This window comes from Acidaminococcus hominis (assembly GCF_900291475.1).
In the GTDB taxonomy this organism is placed as follows: Bacteria; Bacillota; Negativicutes; order Acidaminococcales; family Acidaminococcaceae; genus Acidaminococcus; species Acidaminococcus hominis.
Genome location: NZ_OLMM01000003.1, coordinates 171,844 through 194,229 on the forward strand (window position 1 = coordinate 171,844; position 22,386 = coordinate 194,229).

The 22,386-nt window shown below is 48.5% G+C and carries 11 protein-coding genes, 2 tRNA genes and 3 rRNA genes; 5 read left to right on the forward strand and 11 right to left on the reverse strand.

Going from position 1 to position 22,386, the window contains the following annotated elements; all coding sequences use genetic code 11:
* Positions 1–109 precede the first annotated feature (109 nt).
* Genes C7E10_RS03000 through C7E10_RS03015 form a run of 4 tightly spaced genes read left to right on the forward strand, consistent with a single transcriptional unit; the run spans position 110 to position 4,056 of the window.
* On the forward strand, positions 110–820 hold the full coding sequence (locus tag C7E10_RS03000; protein ID WP_105325882.1) for a hypothetical protein: 711 nt from the start codon (positions 110–112) through the stop codon (positions 818–820).
* A 13-nt stretch (positions 821–833) separates the two neighbouring features.
* Positions 834–1,484, forward strand: a complete 651-nt coding sequence (locus C7E10_RS03005; protein WP_105325883.1) for a hypothetical protein — start codon at positions 834–836, stop codon at positions 1,482–1,484.
* 12 nt (positions 1,485–1,496) lie between these two features.
* Entirely contained in the window at positions 1,497–3,848 is a 2,352-nt protein-coding gene (locus C7E10_RS03010) for an AAA family ATPase (RefSeq protein ID WP_105325884.1), read from the forward strand.
* A gap of 4 nt (positions 3,849–3,852) precedes the next feature.
* Complete coding sequence (locus C7E10_RS03015) at positions 3,853–4,056, forward strand: helix-turn-helix domain-containing protein (protein WP_045172489.1); 204 nt, start codon at positions 3,853–3,855, stop codon at positions 4,054–4,056.
* A 458-nt stretch (positions 4,057–4,514) separates the two neighbouring features.
* Here the strand turns inward: C7E10_RS03015 and C7E10_RS03020 are convergent, their stop codons facing one another.
* From C7E10_RS03020 to C7E10_RS03040, 4 genes are all read right to left on the reverse strand, one after another.
* Positions 4,515–5,279: a DUF4422 domain-containing protein gene (locus tag C7E10_RS03020; RefSeq protein ID WP_105325885.1), complete on the reverse strand. Its 765-nt coding sequence runs from the start codon at positions 5,277–5,279 to the stop codon at positions 4,515–4,517.
* Between the two features lie 29 nt (positions 5,280–5,308).
* Complete coding sequence (locus C7E10_RS03025; protein WP_105325886.1) at positions 5,309–6,760, reverse strand: sugar transferase; 1,452 nt, start codon at positions 6,758–6,760, stop codon at positions 5,309–5,311.
* A 234-nt stretch (positions 6,761–6,994) separates the two neighbouring features.
* A complete protein-coding gene (locus C7E10_RS03030; RefSeq protein WP_160101804.1) occupies positions 6,995–8,629 on the reverse strand; it encodes a phosphoethanolamine transferase in 1,635 nt (544 codons plus the stop codon).
* A gap of 445 nt (positions 8,630–9,074) precedes the next feature.
* Positions 9,075–12,137 carry a heavy metal translocating P-type ATPase gene (locus tag C7E10_RS03040; protein ID WP_234997674.1) on the reverse strand — a complete coding sequence of 1,021 codons (3,063 nt, stop codon included), beginning with the start codon at positions 12,135–12,137 and terminating at the stop codon, positions 9,075–9,077.
* A 1,658-nt stretch (positions 12,138–13,795) separates the two neighbouring features.
* On the opposite strand from C7E10_RS03040, the gene C7E10_RS03050 reads away from it, so the two are divergent.
* Complete coding sequence (locus tag C7E10_RS03050) at positions 13,796–14,221, forward strand: endonuclease domain-containing protein (RefSeq protein WP_105325889.1); 426 nt, start codon at positions 13,796–13,798, stop codon at positions 14,219–14,221.
* Between the two features lie 522 nt (positions 14,222–14,743).
* Here C7E10_RS03050 and C7E10_RS03055 read toward each other — a convergent pair.
* From C7E10_RS03055 to C7E10_RS03085, 7 genes are all read right to left on the reverse strand, one after another.
* Entirely contained in the window at positions 14,744–15,661 is a 918-nt protein-coding gene (locus C7E10_RS03055) for an IS3 family transposase (protein WP_105325363.1), read from the reverse strand.
* Positions 15,658–16,419, reverse strand: a complete 762-nt coding sequence (locus tag C7E10_RS03060) for a helix-turn-helix domain-containing protein (RefSeq protein ID WP_105325742.1) — start codon at positions 16,417–16,419, stop codon at positions 15,658–15,660. The genes C7E10_RS03055 and C7E10_RS03060 overlap by 4 nt, the downstream gene beginning before the upstream one ends.
* 439 nt (positions 16,420–16,858) lie before the next feature.
* Positions 16,859–16,975: ribosomal RNA gene (gene rrf / locus C7E10_RS03065) — 5S ribosomal RNA — on the reverse strand.
* Between the two features lie 69 nt (positions 16,976–17,044).
* Positions 17,045–19,950 (reverse strand): 23S ribosomal RNA (locus C7E10_RS03070).
* 336 nt (positions 19,951–20,286) lie between these two features.
* Positions 20,287–20,362, reverse strand: a tRNA-Ala gene (locus tag C7E10_RS03075).
* A gap of 24 nt (positions 20,363–20,386) precedes the next feature.
* Positions 20,387–20,463: transfer RNA gene (locus C7E10_RS03080), tRNA-Ile, on the reverse strand.
* A gap of 109 nt (positions 20,464–20,572) precedes the next feature.
* Positions 20,573–22,128, reverse strand: a 16S ribosomal RNA gene (locus C7E10_RS03085).
* The 16S, 23S and 5S rRNA genes sit together here with 2 tRNA genes alongside, the layout of an rRNA operon.
* Positions 22,129–22,386: the final 258 nt, after the last annotated feature.

Genomic DNA, 22,386 nt, shown 5'->3' on the forward strand with positions numbered 1-22,386 from the left:
CATTTAGAAATTCATCGATTTTGGTCTTGACAAACGTGCCACTATATGGAAACCCAAACATGATGTACTCAGTAAACTCGGTGGCACCATCGGCGATATGGAAGTGTCAGTGAATCTGGAAGTTCAGAAAGCCATTACGATAAAAGATGCAGAACATAGAAATTCCGAGAGTACATCTTCTGCAGATGAATGCTCATCGGAAAAGCCAGATAAAAATAATGATATTCTTTCACCCGAATCCCCGCTTTCCAACCGTGATACCACTCTTTTACCCCGGCTGGCGAAGGGATTCAACAAAATATTGAAGTTTGCCAAAGACACGGACCTCAGTATAGAACCTATGCCTTTCGAAATTCCGAATACCTTTGATACCCTGTATAATGAATGGAAGGATCAAGACACGGACTTTAAAGATCCGGAACTGAATAAATTGAAATATGACATTCTAAATACATTGTATGGGTATTTCAACTTCTGGGAAACTCATCTTTGGTTCAACGATGATTCTGATTGCTTTGTCCACCTAAAAAATACGTACAAAGATTCCTGGAAAAAAGAAGGAGAACTTCGTCAGCAGGCCATGAAGGACAGAGAAGCTTTCACCCGTCTGCATGAAAGGCTTTGTCGGTATATCATAGACTTTGATATCGATCTAAACAAAACTGAACCAGTTGAAGCCAAGGTCGTAGAAGAAACGCCGCCTCTGGAAAATAATCAAGGCGGCAGCCGGACTACAATTATCGAGCACCAGACCAATATCGGCCACAGTGTGTCAAAGACATATAACATAAAGGACAGCACTGTCACATTTAATGATTAAGGAGAAACAATGTATGAAGAATTTAACAGCTCCTGGCCCACATCAAGTGCGGCCGATAGCCCAAACGAATATAGGGAATCAGGTCATAAAGACATACAACATTCAGGACAGCAACGTTAACATCTATAATACGTGTCCACCTAACCAAGGGAATCCATATAGTGCAGCCCAAATGATTGCACTCAATAATTTCAGCAAAGAATATTATCAGCTCCTCGTTACCTGTGAAACAGATGTCTTTGAAAATAATAACGCCACATTTCCCTTAGACCGTGCGTTAAGTCAAAGGTATGTTCCGGAAGAAATATTAACCCGTTGTTCGTCTTTGTCAGAAGAAGGGATTGCCGAACTGAAGACCTTTCCGGCCATTGTCTGTATGGAAAACACAGGGTTCAATGGAATTACAGATCCTAATCAAACCGCGATATTCGCATATATAACACGAGTAAAAATGGAAGGCTACCAAGTTAGAGTGGCGTTCCAGCCCATTGCACCATTCCATCAAAAAATACTTTGTGAACAGAAATATGCTATTTATTTCGACTTGAACATGAGTTGTGCCATTACGGATTTGAATCGCACTGCCTGGTCTATCCATAAAGTGAATCTTTTTGAAGCTTTCAATGAGTCTGGACTGGGATATCTCCCGCACCCTTCTATTTAAAGGTGACTGTCTATGAACAGAAAATATCCAAGCGAAATAACAGAAATTAGAGTGGATGATGCAACCTTTAAAAATACAGGCATTGTCATCACCCCCACCTATATCAACTACTTTTTCGGAAACAACGGCACGGGAAAATCCACTATTGCCAAAGCAATCCAATCTGGAACTGGCATCAAGTATGCTCCAGGAAGATCTGCCACAGACTACCAGGTATTGGTTTTCAACCAAGAATATATCAATCGAAATATGCAGAACTTCCATAACCTTCCAGGTGTTTTTACGATGGCCGAGGAGAATGCAGAAATCCAGGACAAGATTGATGAGGCTGCAGAGCAGCTGGCTGATGCACAGGAAAAAGTATCAGATGCCACGGATGAAAAAGAAAAATTAATTAAAATAAAAAAAGAAATCTGTACAAAGTTCTACGATGAAATCTGGCGGCGGACTGGAAAACTGCGTAAAACATTTCCAGGCACACAGGCTGGATACCTCAAATCAAAGGCTAATTTAGCCGACAAAGTAAAACTGTGTTCACCCAGCGAATATGATTTGGATGATCTTAAACGGATGTATGATTCTGCCTACTCTTCTACAGCACAGAGCTATCCTCGCTTTAATACAATTAGCGATACTACTGTGCTTGACAGCATTGAAGGCAGCGAAATTCTATCTGTTGCAATTGTCAATTCCTCAGATACCCAACTTGCAAAATTTTGGAAGAAAATCGAGGCTTCCGAATGGGTGCGTCAAGGCCATTCTGCATATCATGGCAAAACCGATGGGAAATGTCCTTTTTGTTCACAGCCTTTGCCTTCAGAATTTGAAAAATTCTTGACAGACAGTTTTGATGACCAATACGAGAAGAACCTTACAAAGCTATCAGCATTCCTTGAAGATTACAGAAACACAGCCAACGCTTTATTTATGCCTTTGTCAAAACTTCCAGAACCGCTATATCCTGTCCTTGATGAAAAACCCTACAAGGATAAACTGGAAGCCCTAAGAGGTATTATTTCTACAAACATAAACCGGATAAAAGAAAAAATAGCCGAACCTTCTAAATCTATTAAATTGGATAATACCGCACCACTACTACAAGAACTCCAAAAAATGATTACAGATTATAATAAACTAATTTCTGATAACAACATGGTAGTTGCTGATGCCCCTAAGAAAAAAGAAGAATGCAAAGAAAAAGTCTTTTCTTTCATGTCCTTCATAACAAATGAAACAATCAAGGCTTTCAACAAAAGTATCTCTGACATTAATAAACAGCTAAACAAGCAACAGGAAATCATTGATACTCAGACAGAGCAAGGTGCGGATATCAGAGAAGAAATCCGTGTTCTAAACAGCCAGACAAAAGAAACTGAGTCCGCCATGAACAACATAAACCTTATGCTGAAAGATGCCGGATTCCAGGGATTTAAAGTCTGTCCCCACTGGGAAGAAAGAAGAAATCCGGATGGTTCTGTAAAACGAGTAATTCCTTCGCCGATTCGTAACTATGCTGTAGTCCGTACCGATACCGAAACAGGAGAAGAAGAAATTGCACATGACCTTAGTGAAGGAGAAAAGAATTTCATCGCCTTCCTGTATTTCCAGCAAACTGTATTCGGGAGCACTGACGCAGACAGCGATTCTCTGCAAAAAATAGTTGTTATTGATGACCCCGTTTCCAGCATGGACAGTGGTACGCTTTTTATTGTAAGTGCTCAAATCCGTAAGATGATCCATATTTGCCGAAACAATATTGACAACCGGCAACCGGCAGCAGATGGAAATTTCATCAAGCAGATTTTCATTCTTACCCATAATGCTTATTTCCATCGAGAGGTAAGTTACCTTTATGCCCGACAGTGGAACTTTGTATCTTTTTACCTGGTCCGCAAAATCAACAATAAATCTTCCGTCCAGTTGTTTGAAAAGCAGAACCCCGACTGCCCTACCAAAATGATGAATGTCAATCCCGTCAAGAACTCCTACGCTGCCCTTTGGGAATCTTATAAGGAAGTCCGGAGCGGTATCCCGTTAAAGAGCACCATCCGCAGGATTTTAGAATATTATTTCCTGCAATTATGCGGCTATGAAGGAGACGATTTGAGAAAACGTATCCTGGAAGACCATAAGAACAACTTTCTATATGACGAAAATGGCCATGAAACTCCAGAACGATACGAGATGGCTAAGGTCCTTCTGTCTTACATCATCTCCGATAATTCCAGCGTGAATGATGGAATCAACTACACGGACGATTTCCTCGATGAACAGCTTTACAGGGATACATTTAAAATGATTTTCAAATACATGAATCAGGAACAGCACTTCAATATGATGATGGGTAACGAACAAGGAGAATAATGAAATGCGTATCAGCTACAATAAACTATGGAAGTTGTTGATTGACAAAAATATGACCAAGATGGAATTAAAGGAAGCAGCCGGAGTAAGTTCCGCTTCGATTGCAAAGCTCGGCAAAGGTGCCAATATTACAACCGATGTCCTGCTTAAAATCTGCGAGGCCCTTCATTGCCGTGTAGAAGATATTATCGAAACGATCAATGATTAAAAAAAGGACTCCATGTAAACTGATATAGTCTGCATGGAGTCCTTTTCTCACATAAACCATGAACGATTACCAAACTATTGAACGGTGGTCTTTTATCCTATCGTTCAGATGTTGTGCATTTATGACTTTAGAAAGAATATTCCTGAATACACAGATATTCTTTTTAGGGGAAAATAAAAAATGAGCCTTCGAAGGAAAATCCTTCAGAAGCCCATATATCAAGCCGCTTTTACTGTTTGGGGTGCGGAAAATTTTTTTATCAATACGGAAAGGCTTATTTCATATATTTTCCTTTCTAAGGTAAAAAGGGAAGTTATCTCAGCATAAAGAATTATTATATAACAAATCTCCAAATCATATCTTTCTTGTATAAGAAGTTATTGTCACTTTAGCTGCATATTGTCGTTCACAGCAAATACCACAGGAAACAAACTGAGTAATCCAATAATACCATTCTTTTACCGTTTGCGAAACTTTCTTTGCAAAAACGCAGTTCCTTTCTTTACCCAATCAATTTTTTCCAGGAATACCACAGGCACCTCACAGGTCTTTAGCTGCTGTTTTTCCAACCACACATTAAATAACCGCTCAGACAAAAAGCCGTACAGTCGCTGCTCATAAGGACTGTAGCCCGTTATATCCACCTGCTTTTCCATAGCAAAAAGGATAGGAAACAGCCATTGACAATAGGCATCAAACAGACTTTTCTTCATCACAAACATATTGAGAATATGCAGGGACCGGCGATTCATGACCTGAGTAAAAGCTTTGCTGTATTCCGGGTATAGTTCCCCCACCAAGCGCTCGGCCAAGTCCAGGTCCTTTTTGTAGTGGGCATGCTCGTACTGGCTCCGGACCGTTTCAATATAATAGTGGCGTTTTTCCGGAAGGATTACGTCATATTGCTGGAGCAGCCGCTCATAATCTTTTTGGTGAAAAATGGCCTGTTTTTTCTTCTCGATATCATCGGTATGGATTGTTTTCCCAAAATACCGCCGGTAATGGCACAAGCCAATATATTCGCAGTCCAGGTTCTTCCAGGCCCAGTACAGCCCCGTCAATTCACAAAAACAGGGATTCTTGGCTGAAATATTGTCTCCCGTGTTATCCGGGGTATAACCAAGCTTTGGCTTGCCCTCAGCCCCCACCTGTAGTGGCAGATAAACTGGATTTTCAGGCATCCAATAGGCTTTATGGGCTGCAACCAATATTTTAATATCCATTGTTTCCGTACTCCCTGCTCAATTTTCTATCAATATGCACCTTTATGACTCAGCACCACGCCTACCGTTTTCCACAGCAGCATAATATCCAGCCACACGGACCAGTTTCGTACGTACCAAGAATCCATCTGGACCCGTTCTTCGTAGGTGGTATCGCTGCGGCCGTTTACCTGCCACATGCCGGTAATGCCGGGGTGGACCATATAGAAATCGTGGATATAGTCCCCGTACTTGGGAATCTCCGCTGTCACAATGGGGCGGGGTCCCACAAGGCTCATTTCTCCCCGGAGCACGTTAAACAGCTGGGGCAGTTCGTCCAGGCTGGTACGACGGAGAATCCGGCCCATCCGGGTGACCCGGGGATCGTCTTTTAGTTTAAACTCAGCGTCCCATTCCTTTTTGGCTTCCGGATTGGCGGCCAGGTATTCTTTCAGTTTCGCGTCTGCGTCCACGCACATGCTGCGGAATTTCAGGCAGGGAAATTCTTTCCCATCCTTGCCAATCCGCTTATGGGCAAAGAACACGGGGCCTGGGGAATCCAATTTTACCAAAATGGCCAGCAGCAGCAAAATGGGACTGATGCAGATGGTACCAATGGTAGTGACCACCAAGTCAAAAATCCGTTTCACCAGCCGGTTATAAGGCCGAGCCAGGTTATTCTGGAGGCTCATGAGCGGCACCCGCTCTTGGTACACATTTTCCACCACCACCCCATTCAGGGGCAGGCCAATCAGGTCGGGCACAAAGGACAGGTTCCGTACCAAGGGCTGGATTCTGTGCATCAGCTGGTCCAACTTGGCCGGGGGCAGCCCAGGGGCCGCAATAAATACGTCCTGGACCTCCGTCTGTTGGATAATTTCCGGGATATCGTGGAAGGTGCCCAGGTAGGGCAAATCCCCTACGTTTTCCTTTTGGGGGCCTCCATCATCCACATAGCCTACAATATGAAAGGCCATGCCAATGTCCTCCCGCAGCCCCCGCAGCAGCAGCCGGGCGGTTTTACCGCCGCCTACCAGGAGCACCGGAATCCGGCCCACCCCGGCCCATTCCAGGACCCAGGTCATAATGTACCGGGAAATGGCCGCAAAGACAAAGGACAGAATCCAGAACAGTCCTACAAACAGTCGGGAAGTGCTGGCTGCAATATGGGTGGCATACATAAAGAAGATAATAAAAATGATAGCGTAGGTACAGGCATCAAACATCCGCTGGAGCATTTTCCAAAAGGCCATCCGGCGCTGGTACACCTGGGCATGCCGGAAAAACAGGATGAACGACAGCGGAAATACCAGGTAGAAATTGGCCCAGGCAATATGAAAATACTGGCTGCCCATAATGCAGTTTCGCAGGGAATATGCACAAGACTCAGCCAGTAATATAAACAGCCAGTCGGTAATGGTAAACACCGCCGGCAAAAAGTAATTCAAATGGTGATGAATAAAAGAGCTGGAGGAAGACATGGTTTTCTCAGCTGCGGTCATAGTCGATTCTCCCCTTTAACAGATTTTCCTTAATACCCCATGTATAAAAAGCGTATATAAAAAATTATACCCTTTTAGGCTGGCTTTTACAAGGAAACAGGCCATTTTCAATCCTTATTAATTATCCAGTAAGAAGTTTTGTCAATTTCTATGAAAAGCCGTCTGACAAACGAAATAGTTTTTGTCAGACAGCATATTTATCTCATTTCTTTTGCTGTTCAATTACATTTTCACTTACTCCAGTTTCCGTTCCCCATGAAGGGTACGTAAATTTTCTTGATTCCTGTCATAAGCTGGGTTGCCTAAAGTAAATTGTAGTTCTGTCAGAGGGAGATTCTGAATGCCCATCAGCTCCACCAGCAGGTTATAGGCCAGGTCATTGGTCCAATAATTCTGCCGTTGCTGGGTAAGGGTCCGGTACAAAGCAGGATTCTGCTGCTGGTAGGTAGGGGACAGTACCAAAATCAAGGGAATATGGCTCATGGGCGGGGTGAATTTGGTGCTCTCGTGGCTCTTTCCCTGCTCTACTTCTTCGCCGTGATCAGAGAAATACACCAGACCTTGGAAATGGGGATTCTTACTGGCCAGTTGGTAAATCTGCTTCAGGACATCATCTGTGTATAGGACTGCATTGTCGTACTGGTCCACCCTAGGATTGGCACTGCCGGTAAACTTTGCAAATTCTGCTGGATAGCGGTCAGGGTATTTGGTATGTTCTCCTTTAAGATGGATGACAATCAGTGCGTTCTCTGCCTGGGACAGGTCTTTGGCGGCTTTTTCCACCAGCAGGCCATCATGATAGGCTGCATAACTGCTCTCTCCGATTTCTCCGTTGAGCCAGACCTGATGCTGGGCGGTAGAGCCTATTTCCGTAACCGGGGTAGCCCAAGCGCCATACCGGGTCTGGTTGCTGTACCAGTAGGTGGAAAAGCCTGCGGCCTGGGCCACTTCCGTAAGGGAATAGGCGTCTTCCGGTTTTACCTGGTTGTACTGGTTTTTCTCGGTAAGGGCATAGGTCAGGGTAGGCACGGTATGGGTATGGTTGGAATAGGCATGGGGGAAAATCATGGCTTTCTTTTCCTGGGCCAGTTGGCTAAGAAATGGCGTGGTTGCCCGGGCATAGCCATATACCCCCATATGGTCCCGGGTATTGGATTCGCCGATGACCAGCACGTACAGGCCCTGATGGCCGGGGCTTACCGGGAGCGTTCCCAATTGGGCCAACTGTGCCTGACGTTTGGCCTTATTGGCAGCAAAGTCCTGATAGCTGCGGACAGAATCCTGCACCGCAATAATAATCCGAAAGGGTTCGTAGCGCTGAAAACTTTGGGCCGTTGTTTGGCCGGACATAAAAAGAATCAGCCGTATAAGTAGAAGGCACACCGGAAGCAGCACCAGGCTGCCTTTGGTGAATTTTTGGCTGTGCTTGGAAGGGCTTCCTGTTTGGCATAAATAGTGCAGAATTTTATAGAATCCCAGCCCGAACAAGAACAGCACCGGCACCACCAACAGCAGGTGGGACATAGGTTGAGAGCTAAGGTAATCCAAGGCTTCCTTCAGGTTGGTCTGGTAGACGGTCATAACAATATCCGGCCGCAGATAATGCCGGCTTATGGCAAAATAGCCCCAAAATATGGTATTAAATAAGGATAATACCAAGAGCCCTGCCCCAAGAAGAACATTGCCGATGCATTTTCCCAGCAGCGATACCCCCAGGGTATTCCCTGCCTGCCGCATAAATACCCAAAAGAGCAGCAGTCCTGCCCAGAGAGCCCCGGCAAAAGATACATTTCCCAGTACCATATAAGGTGTCAGCTGGGCATGATCCAGCAGCTGCACCCAGGAACCTGAAGTCAAAAAGAACGTCATAAATGCCGTAATTCCCAGGTAGCGAGTATCATAATGCCAATAATACCCAGCCAAGGCATTTAACAATGCCGCAAATAAGACATATCGAAACCCATGCAGATACGGTGCCCCTGTAATTAAGGAAAGGATCACATACAGCAGGAGCATATAAACAATACAGAATACCCCCGCCTTGCGTAAATTTTCTCGCTTCTCCCCAAAATTCAAATGCCTACCAACACTCCTTGTTCTAATTGGATTCGAAATATACCAAAATTTGTAAAGTATATGTAAAGATTGTAGCACGAATAAGAAAATAAAGCAAATTAAGGGCGTTGGGTGTTGACGGGCAGGGTGTGTTTTGAATCTGCCAATGCGGGGCCGGTACTCGTTTAATGCTTACATAAAACAAGCCGCCTGACAAGGGATTTCTCCTCATCAGACGGCTTTCTTATTTCGTATTCGCTTATGCCGCATGGCCCAGGTATTCATACCCGGCCTTAGTAATGGCTTCTTTCACCGCAGCGTCATCCAGGGGCTGGGTGGTGACCACTACAGCGTTCCCAGCTTCGTGGCTGGGGGCTGCGCTGACTACGCCCGGCAGGGCTTCCAGGGCTTTCTTCACTCTGCCCTCGCAATGGGCGCACATCATTCCTTTGACGTTGAGAGTAATGGTAGTTTCCTTAGGAACTTCGGCCCGGCCCAGGTATTCATACCCGGCCTTGGCAATGGTTTCTTTCACCGCAGCGTCATCCAGGGGCTGGGTGGTGACCACTACAGCATTCCCGGCTTCGTGGCTGGGGGCTGCGCTGACTACGCCCGGCAGGGCTTCTAATGCTTTCTTCACTCTGCCTTCGCAATGGGCGCACATCATGCCTTTCACGTTGAGGGTAATGGTAGTTTCTTTAGGAGCTTCTACCTGGCCCAGGTATTCATACCCGGCCTTGGCAATAGCTTCTTTCACGGCAGCGTCATCCAGGGGCTGGGTGGTGACTACTACCGCATTCCCGGCTTCGTGGCTGGGGGCTGCGCTGACTACGCCCGGCAAGGCTTCCAGGGCTTTCTTCACTCTGCCTTCGCAATGGGCGCACATCATGCCTTTTACGTTCAGGGTAATGGTTTGGCCCTGGGCAGGCTGTTCCGGCAGGGGTGCTCCCTGGAGTTTCACAGGGGCTGCTGGCACAGGGCAGGCAGTTGCAGGGGCGGGGTTCAGCTGTTCTTTCAGAACGGCTTCTCTGGCATCGTTTTTCCGTTTCTTATCGTGACCGGCGTTATGGAGCTTGAACAGGTTCAGCCGCAGAGCATTCATGCACACGGTGAAGCTGGACACGCTCATGGCGGCGGCGCCTACCATGGGGTTCATCTTGTAGGAGAACAGGCCGGCGGCCAGGGGAATGCAGATCACGTTGTAGAAGAAGGCCCAGAACAGGTTCTCGTGGATGTTGGTAACGGTGCCCCGGCTCAGCCGGACAGCAGCGGACACATCGGACAGGCGGCTGTTCATCAGGACGATATCAGCGGAATCAATGGCCACGTCGGCACCGGCGCCAATAGCGATACCAATGTCAGCCCGGGTCAGGGCCGGGGCGTCGTTGATGCCGTCCCCTACCATGGCTACGGAGCCAAACTGCTGGAGCTTGCGGATCACGGCTTCCTTGCCTTCCGGCAGGACGCCGGCCACTACCTTGTCCACCCCGGCCTGACGGCCAATGGCTTCGGCAGTGCGTTCGTTATCCCCGGTCAGCATGACCACGGTAATGCCCATGTTTTGCAGTTCCTTGATGGCTTTGGCGGAGTCTTCCTTAATGACGTCGGCTACGGCAATCAGGCCGGCAGCCTTGCCATTTGCGGCAAACAGCAGCGGGGTTTTCCCGTCAGAGGCCAGTTCAGCCGCTTTGGCTTCCAGTTTCTGGGTTGCCGCCCCCAGGGAGCGCAGGTAGGTCAGGCTGCCCCCTACCAGTTTCTCGCCGCCGCGAGTCACTTCCAGCCCGTTCCCGGGCAGGGCTTTAAAATCATCTACGTTTTCAGCCTTCAGGCCGTTTTTATCCGCTTCTTCTACCACAGCCTTGGCCAGCGGATGCTCGGATTTTTGTTCCAGGTCATAGGCCAGCTGCAGCAGACTTTCTTTGGTATAGCCAGGGGCGGGCACAATATCCGTTACCTTGGGCTGCCCTTTGGTAATGGTACCGGTTTTATCCAAGGCCACAATGGAGACCTTGCCGGCAGCTTCCAGGGACTGGGAGGTTTTGAACAGGATACCGTTCTTGGCACCTACGCCGCTGCCCACCATAATGGCTACAGGGGTTGCCAGGCCCAGGGCGCAGGGGCAGGCGATAACCAGCACCGCAATCCCACGGGCAATGGCCTGACCCAGCGGTGCGCCGGCAAACAGCCAGCCCAAGGTGGTGACCACGGCCACCCCGATGATGGTGGGGACGAATACTGCAGAAACCTTATCCGCAATCCGGGCAATGGGGGCCTTGGTGGCCGCCGCATCGCTGACCAGTTTGATAATCTGGCTCAGGGTGGTGTCTTCCCCTACCCGGGTAGCCCGGCATTCCAGGTACCCGGATTGGTTCATGGTGGCGGTGGAAACCTTGTCCCCAGGGTTCTTGTCCACCGGCAGGCTTTCGCCCGTCAGGGCGGATTCGTTTACCGCAGAAGAACCCTTGACCACCACACCGTCCACAGGGATATTTTCCCCAGGGCGCACGGCGAAAATGTCGCCGATCTGCACATCATCAATGGAGACCGTAACCTCCTGGCCGTCCCGGAGCAGCACCGCTGTCTTGGGAGCCATCTTCATCAGCCCCTTCAGGGCATCCGTGGTCCGGCCCTTGGACATGGCCTCCAGCATCTTCCCTAAGGTAATCAAGGAAGGAATCATAGCTGCCGTTTCAAAGTACAAATCCCCTTTGTACAGCGGCAGCAGCTGGGCGTAGGAAGCGCCCTGACTCATGAGATAGGAAATATTGTAGAACACCGCCGTGCTCCACAGGAAAGAAACCGAGGAGCCCAAAGCAACCAGCGTATCCATATTGGGAGCCCCGTGCATCAGGGACTTGAACCCGCTGATGAAGAACGCCCGGTTGATGCCCATGACAATGAGAGCCAGGAACACCTGGGTCAGCATCAGCCCCGGCAGATTCCCGGAGAGAAGCTCGGGCACCGGCCAGTTCAGCATATTGTGCCCCATGGTGAGATACATCAGCACTACCAGGAAGCCCAAGGAAAGAATCAACCGCCGGCGCAATTTCGGCGTATCATGATCCTTCAGCGCCTCCTCGTCCGCCGCCAGCTTCTCAGCTACCCCCTGCTTCTGGGTCTGCGCACCCTTGACAGAAGCACCATAGCCAGCATCCTCCACGGCCTTAATAATGGTCGCATCGTCAGCGGAACCCTCCACCCCCATACTATTGGTCAAAAGCGATACCGACACAGATTTGACCCCGGGGACGGCAGCCACCGCCTTCTCCACATGCGCCTGACAAGAGGCGCACGTCATACCCGTTACCATATATTGTTTCACGGAAAAGACCTCCTTGACGGACAAATCGAAAAAGGATTTGTCGAAATGAAAGGCAGGGAAGAAAGAGAGAAGAAAGAGTGGGACAAAATGACAAGATTGATTGTTCCACATACCCTACCTAGGTATTGTTTGCATGATAATCATAGCAAAGGAGGAGGAATTTGTCAATAGTACTGAAGGTGTGTACAGTAGTTGAGAGAGGAATCGATTGGAAGGAGGGGAGAAATACAGTAGAATTGGAAGAATGAAGAAAAATACCAACAGCTTGAAGCCAGGGGCAGCGGAAGGCTTCAAGCTGTTGAGGAATCAAGATGAAGGTATTGATTGCGGGGGGAGCCCCCGTCTGCCGCCCCCCTGCGCCCCTAGCAGCTGGGGAATTCGTCAATTATACTAAAGGTGTGTACAGTGGTAGGGAGAGGAATCGATTGGAGGAAAGGGAGAAATACAGTAGAATTGGAGGATTAAAGAAAAATACCAACAGCTTGAAGCCGGGGCAGCGGGAGGCTTCAAGCTGTTGAGGAATCAAGATGAAGGTATTGATTGCGGGGGGAGCCCCCGTCTGCCGCCCCCCTGCACCTCTAGTGGCTGAGGAATTCGTCAATTGTACTGAAGGTGTACATTAGTTGGGAGAGGAAAAAGCAGAGAGGAAATGTAATATACGGTGGAGCTAAAAGAATAAGGAAAATACCAACAGCTTGAAGCCCGGGACAATGGGAGGCTTCAAGCTGTTGAGGAATCAAGATGAAGGTATTGATCGGGAGGGGGAGCCCCCGTCTGCCGCCCCCCTGCGCCTCTAGTAGCTGGGGAATAGGAGGGTAAGGCAGACGGCCGGTGGCCGCAAACGCCTGGGTAAATAGCCTAATGCCTGAATGAGAAACGTAAATCCCAATATCAAGCCTACCTCTCCTAGAATTTCGGCCGAAGGCCTTTGCCTTCCACTTAACAGTGCGCTGCTTGGCACGCACTGTAGAAGGGGAAGGAACGTTCCGCCCCCAGTGCAGAAGCGGAACAAGGTTGGGGTTCAACACCAGGATGCCCGGAGGGCTAAGTCATGTATTCCAGTAGTTCACTACTGAAATCATAATGCCTGGACCGCCCCAACCGCCTTCCTGGCGTCAGGCACCTTCCCCGCCTTGCACCACTGTGGGGCGGAGAAGGCAAGCGGCCGGTGGCCGCTAAAATCTGCTGAAAAGAATTAGTAACTGGTTTAAACCAGGCGTTATGAGCTGAATCTGCACTGACCAATTGATAATCATAATACCCGAATGAGAAACGTAAAACCCAATTTCAAGCAGACCTTTCCCAGCATTTCGGCCGAAGGCCGCTGCCTTCCCCTTAACAGTGCGCTGCTTGGCACGCACTGTAGAAGAGGAAGGTGCCGGCGAATTAGCCGGCGGATGGAGTTTACAACAAGGTATGGGCGTGAATTGGTACACTGGGAATTTATTGATGATAAATCCTGCACTCATAAAAATTGGGAATTGAGAGAATCAAGGATTGTAGTGCAGAACAATCTAGTCAGCAAGTCGATAACTACTGCCTAAAATAGTACCCGTTTCCCGTTCCTATGCCCATTCTTCCCGTTCGTTCTCAAGCTATAGACAGCCCCTATTTGTTTCGTTACTATGAGGATATCTATGCGCAAAGGAGTAAGAATTATGGAATATACGCAGACAGAACGACACAAAGAACTGATGAACAATGCCCGAGAATTACGGAAAAACATGACCAAGCAAGAGAGGAAACTATGGTACAACTTCCTCCGCGGCTACTGGATCAGATGGCGCAGGCAAAAAGTAATCGGAGAATATATCGTTGATTTTTACTGTGTCCAATTAAAGCTGGCCATTGAATTGGACGGCAGTCAACATTATGAAGATGCTGCAAGGGTATATGATCAAAAGCGCACGGAATTTCTAGCCAAAATGGGAATTCAGGTATTGCGATATACGAATTTGGAAGTAAATCAACAATTTGATGTGGTTTGTACAGACATTGATAATAAAGTGAAGGCTATGGTTGAAAAAATGAACCGATATCATATGAAAATTACCGCACGGAAGAAAAAAGAATTAGATGAGTAAAAGGAGTATTGCCTGGATGAAAAAATAATACCTGGCCTGCCCCAACCGCCTTCCTGGCGTCAGGCACCTTCCCTACGTCCACTCTCCCCCTCTGCGCCTCTAGTAGCCTTGGAATAGGCGCATCTCCCCCATTTCAGCCGTTTCCACGGCGAAATGGAGGAGACAATGGGCGGAGAAGGCTAGCAGCCGGTGGCCGCAAAAACCGAATGAAAGCCATAATACCCGAATGAGAAACGTAAAACCCAATATCAAGCGGACCTCTCCCAGGATTTCGGCCGAAGGCCGCTGCCTTCCACTTAACAGTGCGCTGCTTGGCACGCACTGTAGAAGAGGAAGGTGCCGGCAATTCGCCGGCGGATGGAGTTCGCAACCAAAATGCCCGGAGGGCTAAGTCATGTATTCCAGTAGTTCACTACTGAAATCATAATGTCTGGACCGCCCCAACCGCCTTCCTGACGTCAGGCACCTTCCCCACCTTGGTGTGCTCCCCGTCAAGTAGACAGTTCCTAATAATATAAACCTCTACGCCGCCATTTGGTAGCTATTATGTTTTTGCATAGGGGTCAAACGGCCCAAATTCCGCTGCAAACGGCCACTGTTGTAATACTCCATGTAGTTATTAATCATCGTTACCAAAGCTTTACGGCTGTCGAAGTCACGAGTATAGTACCGTTCTCTTTTCAGCATGCCCCAGAAGCCTTCCATCGGGCCATTATCAATGCATTTTCCTATCCGTGACATACTCTGCGTCATACCAGCATCTAGAATCATCTTGCGGAAATCCCTGCAGGTGTATTGGAATCCCCGGTCAGAGTGAAACAGGGGATGCGCGCCAGGGTTTTTCAACAATGCCTTATTGAAGGTATTGAATACCAAATTTTTATCGTTCCGGTTGCTTATCACATAGGAAACAATTCGTCTGTCATACAGGTCAATAATCGCGCTCAGATATACCTTATGCACAACTACCCCCTCATAGTAGTGAAATTCTGAGACGTCAGTACACCATTTCTGGTTAGGGGCATCGGCTTTAAATTCCCTATTCAAGATATTTTCTGCAATGTATGCAGGATCTATTGCACGCTGGGTGCAGCCCTTAGGGGCATATTTAATCGTAGACTTTATATTTATCACTCGACAAAGATGAAGAACGCGACCGTCACCAATTGCTATTGGTTTCGTGTCAGGATAGATCTTCTTATTTGGGGCTCGTAAGTCATCAGCTATTCGTCTGTACCCTTTAGCTGGGTCAGCCTTGTATATCTCTTCTATTCTTTTAGCAATTTCCTTGTCGTCAATTTCGCGTGCTGAAGGCTCTCTATGAAGCCATTTGTAGTAGCCGGCCCGGGACACTTTTCCCAATTTGCACAGGCCAAGAATAGGGTAATTCTTTTCAGCGTGCAGTTCTTTAATGGCTTCATAAATGGCTCCATATCTTATTTGTGTGAATCCCGCCTCCTTTCCACAATATCGAGTTTTTTTAGGAAATCAATCTCCATATCCTTGGCTTTGAGTTTTGCATTAGCCAGTTTGAGTTCAGCTTTCATACACTCATATTCTGTAGGGGCTTCTTCAGGGACTTCTACTGGCTTCCTGTGTCCGCGCCCATCTATGAGTCCTTCGGTATTGTACTTATTATATTTTAAGACGTAATTTCTGACTTGCTGGTAGGAAACCTTAAACTTTTCAGCGGTTTCATGGTAAGCATTCCCGTTTTCAATGCAGTATTTTACGATTTCAACGCGCTCGTCAAAGGTCGTTTGTCTAGCTTTAGTCATGATCTTGGCACCTCCAGTACCCGAACTTTTTAGTTCCTCATGACTATTATACTTCTTTAACCAGTCTCTGATTTGACGAGAACTTTTTAATCCGTATTTTTGTACCAGCTGGGACATAGTCGTTTCGCCCTTAAGATATTCCTCTACGCATTGGATCTTAAGATCAGCAGAATAACTTTTAACCTGTCTTTTGTTAAATACCTCAGGACCATTTCCTATATATTCATCTACCCAATACTGTACTGCTTTCCAGTGAACCCCTAACCTTTTTGCAGAAACCATTGGTGATTCTTCATGAGCAAGAACAGCTTTGACAGCCTTTAATTTATCCTCTGCACTGACTTTCGATATAGACATTTTACATACTCTCCTTTCAACGAATCCAGGAGGTTTAACTATATGCCAGTCTACTTTATTCATAGCATACCACCTTGGACCACTGTGGGGTGGAGAAGGCAAGCGGCCGGTGGCCGCTAATACCTGGATGAAAACTGCAATACCCGGCATCCAGCGGACCTTTCCCAGCATTTCGGCCAAAGGCCGCTACCTTCCACTTACCTGTTCGCTGCGTTGCGCGAACAGGAGAAGGGGAAGGAAAGGCCACGCCCCAAGAACAAAGCGTGGCCAGGTTGGGGTTCAAAGCCAGGACCTCCAGAAGTTGTGCGGATAAGGCACAGCGGCCTCCGGCCGCAACATCCCATTTGGCCCGCACCTCCAGTGAATCGCTAGCAGTGCGTTTAACCGCTGCCCCCAGATAATAGACAACCCAGCCCAATCCCCGGGATCTCCCCGGGAAGGGCTGGGTTATTGTTTTTCAAATAAGAAAAGACCCGAGTGAGTCATCACTCGGGTCTTGCCTAACCGGCAGCTTCCTATCCTCCCGGACCGTTTCCAGTCGAGTACTTTCGGCGTATGAAGGCTTAACTACTGTGTTCGGCATGGGAACAGGTGGATCCCTTCAGCCATAACCACCGGATTTTCAATTGAAGGCATGAGCCTTCAAAACTTCATGAAGAGACGTTTTTTACTTCTTGGACTTGCGGTTTAAGTCAAGCCCTCGACATATTAGTACAGGTCAGCTGAACACATTGCTGTGCTTACACATCCTGCCTATCAACCTTGTGTTCTTCAAGGTGTCTTACCGGATTACTCCGTGAGAGATCTCATCTTAAGGATGGCTTCACGCTTAGATGCTTTCAGCGTTTATCCGTTCCAGACGTAGCTACCCAACTATACCCTTGGCAGGATAATTGGTACACCAGCGGTCTGTCCACTCCGGTCCTCTCGTACTAGGAGCAGCCCCCTTCAAATCTCTTACGCCCGCGATGGATAGGGACCGAACTGTCTCACGACGTTCTGAACCCAGCTCACGTACCACTTTAATGGGCGAACAGCCCAGCCCTTGGGACCGACTTCAGCCCCAGGATGTGATGAGCCGACATCGAGGTGCCAAACCTCCCCGTCGATATGGACTCTTGGGAGAGATTAGCCTGTTATCCCCAGGGTAGCTTTTATCCGTTGAGCGATGGCCCTTCCACTTGGATGCCACCGGATCACTAAGCCCTACTTTCGTACCTGCTCGCCGTGTTTGGCTCGCAGTCAAGCTCCCTTCTGCCTTTACACTCCGCGCGCGGTTTCCGTCCGCGCTGAGGGAACCTTTGGGCGCCTCCGTTACTCTTTAGGAGGCGACCGCCCCAGTCAAACTGCCCGCCTAACAATGTCCCGGCGATCGTTACTCGCTCGGTTAGAATCCCGATAGTTGAAGGGTGGTATCCCAACGGCGGCTCCGGTAATCCCAAAGGACTACCATCTCTGCCTCCCACCTATCCTGTGCATCAAATATCAGAACCCAATATTAGGTTACAGTAAAGCTCCATGGGGTCTTTCTGTCCAGTCGCGGGTAACCTGCATCTTCACAGGTATTTCAATTTCACCGGGTCCCTCGTTGAGACAGTGCCCAAATCGTTACACCTTTCGTGCGGGTCGGAACTTACCCGACAAGGAATTTCGCTACCTTAGGACCGTTATAGTTACGGCCGCCGTTCACTGGGGCTTCAGTCGAATGCTTTGGGTCGAACCCGGACATCCTTCTTTAACCTTCCAGCACTGGGCAGGTGTCAGCACCTATACATCAGATTTCTCTTTCGCAGGCACCTGTGTTTCTGGTTAACAGTCGCTTGGGCCTCTTCTCTGCGACCATCCTAGGCTCCAGGAGCAAGTCCTTTCACCACGATGGCTACCCTTATCCCGAAGTTACGGGTACATTTTGCCGAGTTCCTTAACGAGGGTTCTCCCGCGCACCTTAGGATTCTCTCCCCGCATACCTGTGTCGGTTTACGGTACGGGCGGCAGCTTTCTCACTAGAAGCTTTTCTCGGCAGCGTAGGCTCAATCCCTTCGGGAACAAGTTCCCTCCGCGTCACACCTCAGCCTCAGTGTACGGATTTGCCTGTACACCAGCCTGCATGCTTGCACACGAACTACCAATCTCGTGCGGACCTGCCTTCCTGCGTCACTCCATTGTTCAAACGATTGCTGCCGGTACTGGAATATCAACCAGTTGTCCATCTCCTACGCTCTTTGCCTCGGATTAGGTCCCGACTTACCCTGAGACGACGATCGTTGCTCAGGAATCCTTATGCTTTCGGTGGAAAGGATTCTCACCTTTCTTTTCGCTACTCATGCCAACATTCTCACTTCCCACCAGTCCACCGTACCTTACAGTACGACTTCAACCCGATGGGAACGCTCCTCTACCACGCAAGCCTAAGCTTGCATCCATAGCTTCGGTTCCATACTTTAGCCCCGGGAATCTTCGGCGCAGGGCCTCTCGACCAGTGAGCTATTACGCACTCTTTAAATGGTGGCTGCTTCTGAGCCAACATCCTGGTTGTTTATGAGACCCCACATCCTTTTCCACTTAGTATGGCATTGGGGACCTTAGCTGATGGTCTGGGCTGTTTCCCTTTTGACAACGGGACTTATCTCTCGTAGTCTGACTCCCAAGCTCTGCAGCATAACCATTCGTAGTTTGACAGGGTTCGGTAACCATTACAGTCCCTATCCCGATCAGTGCTCTACCGCCTATGCTTACTGCTTGAGGCTAGCCCTAAAGCTATTTCGAGGAGAACCAGCTATCTCTGCGTTCGATTGGAATTTCACCGCTACCCACGATTCATCCGAAAGTTTTTCAACACTCACCGGTTCGGTCCTCCACACAATTTTACCTGTGCTTCAACCTGATCATGGGTAGATCACTACAGTTTCGGGTCTGCGAACACTAACTCATCGCCCTTTTCAGACTCGGTTTCCCTACGGCTCCGCATTTCCTGCTTAACCTCGCTAGTGCCCGCAACTCGTTGGCTCATTCTTCAATAGGCACGCCGTCGCTTGCGCTCCGACTGCTTGTAGACATACGGTTTCAGGTTCTCTTTCACTCCGCTCCCGCGGTTCTTTTCACCTTTCCCTCACGGTACTATGCGCTATCGGTCACTAAGTAGTGTTTAGCCTTGGAGGGTGGTCCCCCCGACTTCCCACAAAATTCCTCGTGCTTCGTGGTACTCTGGATACTCACCTTCTCGCTCGTCCTTTAACCTACGCAGCTTTTATGCTCTGTGGCTTACCTTTCCAGGTAATTCGGCTAGGATGAACTTGAATTATGTGAGTCCGTAACCCCGGAAAGCCGAAGCTTCCCGGTTTAGGCTCTGCCCTCTTCGCTCGCCGCTACTGTGGGCATCTCGTTTGATTTCTCTTCCTCCGGCTACTTAGATGTTTCAGTTCACCGGGTTCCCTTCCCTAAGGATACCAGCCCATTACGGCTGGTGGGTTTCCCCATTCGGACATCTACGGATCAAAACCTGCTTGCGGTTCCCCGTAGCTTTTCGCAGCTTACCGCGTCCTTCATCGGCTCTTAGTGCCTAGGCATCCGCCGTATGCCCTTAGTAGCTTGACTTATCTCCTAGCAATATTCGGCCATTTCTTTGTCGCTCGTCACAAATTTTCCTCGATATACTAAGTGTATTATCTCCGGAAATTTGCTTCCTCGCTTCGCGAACTGCCTCGAATCTTGCTGGAGCTTTCGTTTCCACTTTTCAGTGAAAACTGCTAGTTCTACTAAGGAACATTTACGTTCCTAGTTTTCTCGTTACTCGTCTTCTAAATTCGCATTTAGATTAGAGGTTTCTACTACATATTCATCACAATACGTAGTAGATTTAATTTTGATTTTCATCAAAACTGTTTTTGTCTCTTCTATGAAGTTTTCAAGGTTCATACGATAGTAAGTAATTGGTGGAGACGAGGAGAATCGAACTCCTGACCCCCTGCTTGCAAGGCAGGTGCTCTCCCAGCTGAGCTACGCCCCCAGCATACATTCCTTTAGGAAAATATGGTGGGCCCAAGTGGACTCGAACCACTGACCTCACGCTTATCAGGCGTGCGCTCTAACCAGCTGAGCTATGGGCCCATTTCCTTACCATCTTGAGGGCAGAACCCTCAAAACAGAATATTGATATTGACAGATGTGCGTCGACGAGAATAGTTGATGTACCGTAGTACCCAACGGTTCTCCATAGAAAGGAGGTGATCCAGCCGCTCGTTCTCGAACGGCTACCTTGTTACGACTTCACCCCAATCATCGGCCCCACCTTAGACAGCTGACTCCTTACGGTTATCTCACCGGCTTCGGGTGTTACCAACTTTCGTGGTGTGACGGGCGGTGTGTACAAGGCCCGGGAACGTATTCACCGCAGTATGCTGACCTGCGATTACTAGCGATTCCAACTTCACGCAGGCGGGTTGCAGCCTGCGATCCGAACTGGGGTCGGGTTTATGGGATTTGCTCTGCCTCGCGGCTTTGCTGCCCTTTGTTGCCGACCATTGTAGTACGTGTGTAGCCCAAGACATAAGGGGCATGATGACTTGACGTCATCCCCGCCTTCCTCCAGGTTATCCCTGGCAGTCTCCTATGAGTCCCCACCATTACGTGCTGGTAACATAGGATAAGGGTTGCGCTCGTTGCGGGACTTAACCCAACATCTCACGACACGAGCTGACGACAGCCATGCACCACCTGTTTTCGTGCTTCCGAAGAAGGGGACCTATCTCTAGGTCTTTCACTCAATGTCAAGCCTTGGTAAGGTTCTTCGCGTTGCGTCGAATTAAACCACATACTCCACCGCTTGTGCGGGCCCCCGTCAATTCCTTTGAGTTTCAATCTTGCGATCGTAGTCCCCAGGCGGGGTACTTATTGCGTTAACTCCGGCACAGAAGGGGTCGATACCTCCTACACCTAGTACCCATCGTTTACGGCCAGGACTACCGGGGTATCTAATCCCGTTTGCTACCCTGGCTTTCGCATCTCAGCGTCAGACACAGTCCAGAAAGGCGCCTTCGCCACTGGTGTTCCTCCCAATATCTACGCATTTCACCGCTACACTGGGAATTCCCCTTTCCTCTCCTGCACTCAAGACTTCCAGTATCCAACGCCATACGGGGTTAAGCCCCGCATTTTCACGTCGGACTTAAAAGCCCGCCTACATGCTCTTTACGCCCAATAATTCCGGACAACGCTTGCCACCTACGTATTACCGCGGCTGCTGGCACGTAGTTAGCCGTGGCTTCCTCGTCAGGTACCGTCAATACAAACGCTTATTCAACGTTCGCACATTCGTCCCTGACAACAGAGTTTTACAATCCGAAGACCTTCATCACTCACGCGGCGTTGCTCCGTCAGACTTTCGTCCATTGCGGAAGATTCCCCACTGCTGCCTCCCGTAGGAGTTTGGGCCGTGTCTCAGTCCCAATGTGGCCGTTCATCCTCTCAGACCGGCTACTGATCATCGCCTTGGTGAGCCGTTACCCCACCAACTAGCTAATCAGACGCAGGCCCATCTTCCAGCGATAGCTTATAAATAGAGGCCATCTTTCATCCTTCTTCCATGCGGAAGAAGGATCACATTCGGTATTAGCATTCCTTTCGGAATGTTGTCCCCAACTGGAGGGCAGGTTGCCTACGCGTTACTCACCCGTTCGCCACTAAGAATTTACCGAAATAAATTCTCCGTTCGACTTGCATGTGTTAAGCACGCCGCCAGCGTTCGTCCTGAGCCAGGATCAAACTCTCCAAAATAGAATTATTTTGAAAAGCCGCTTGGCTTTTGAAAATACTAGCTTTGATTTTTTTACTTCGTTGTCTCGAAGTGACTCGATCTCATCACCGTAAAGGTGACTTGACCCGCACATCTGTCAATCAATATTCAGTTCTCAGGGTTCGTTCGCTGTGTTTCAACAGCTAGATTATAATAACAGAGTTTAGGTGGAATGTCAAGCATTATTTTTTAGGAAAGTTGAGGACTTACTACAGTTTTCTGCGAAAACTGTAGAGGTG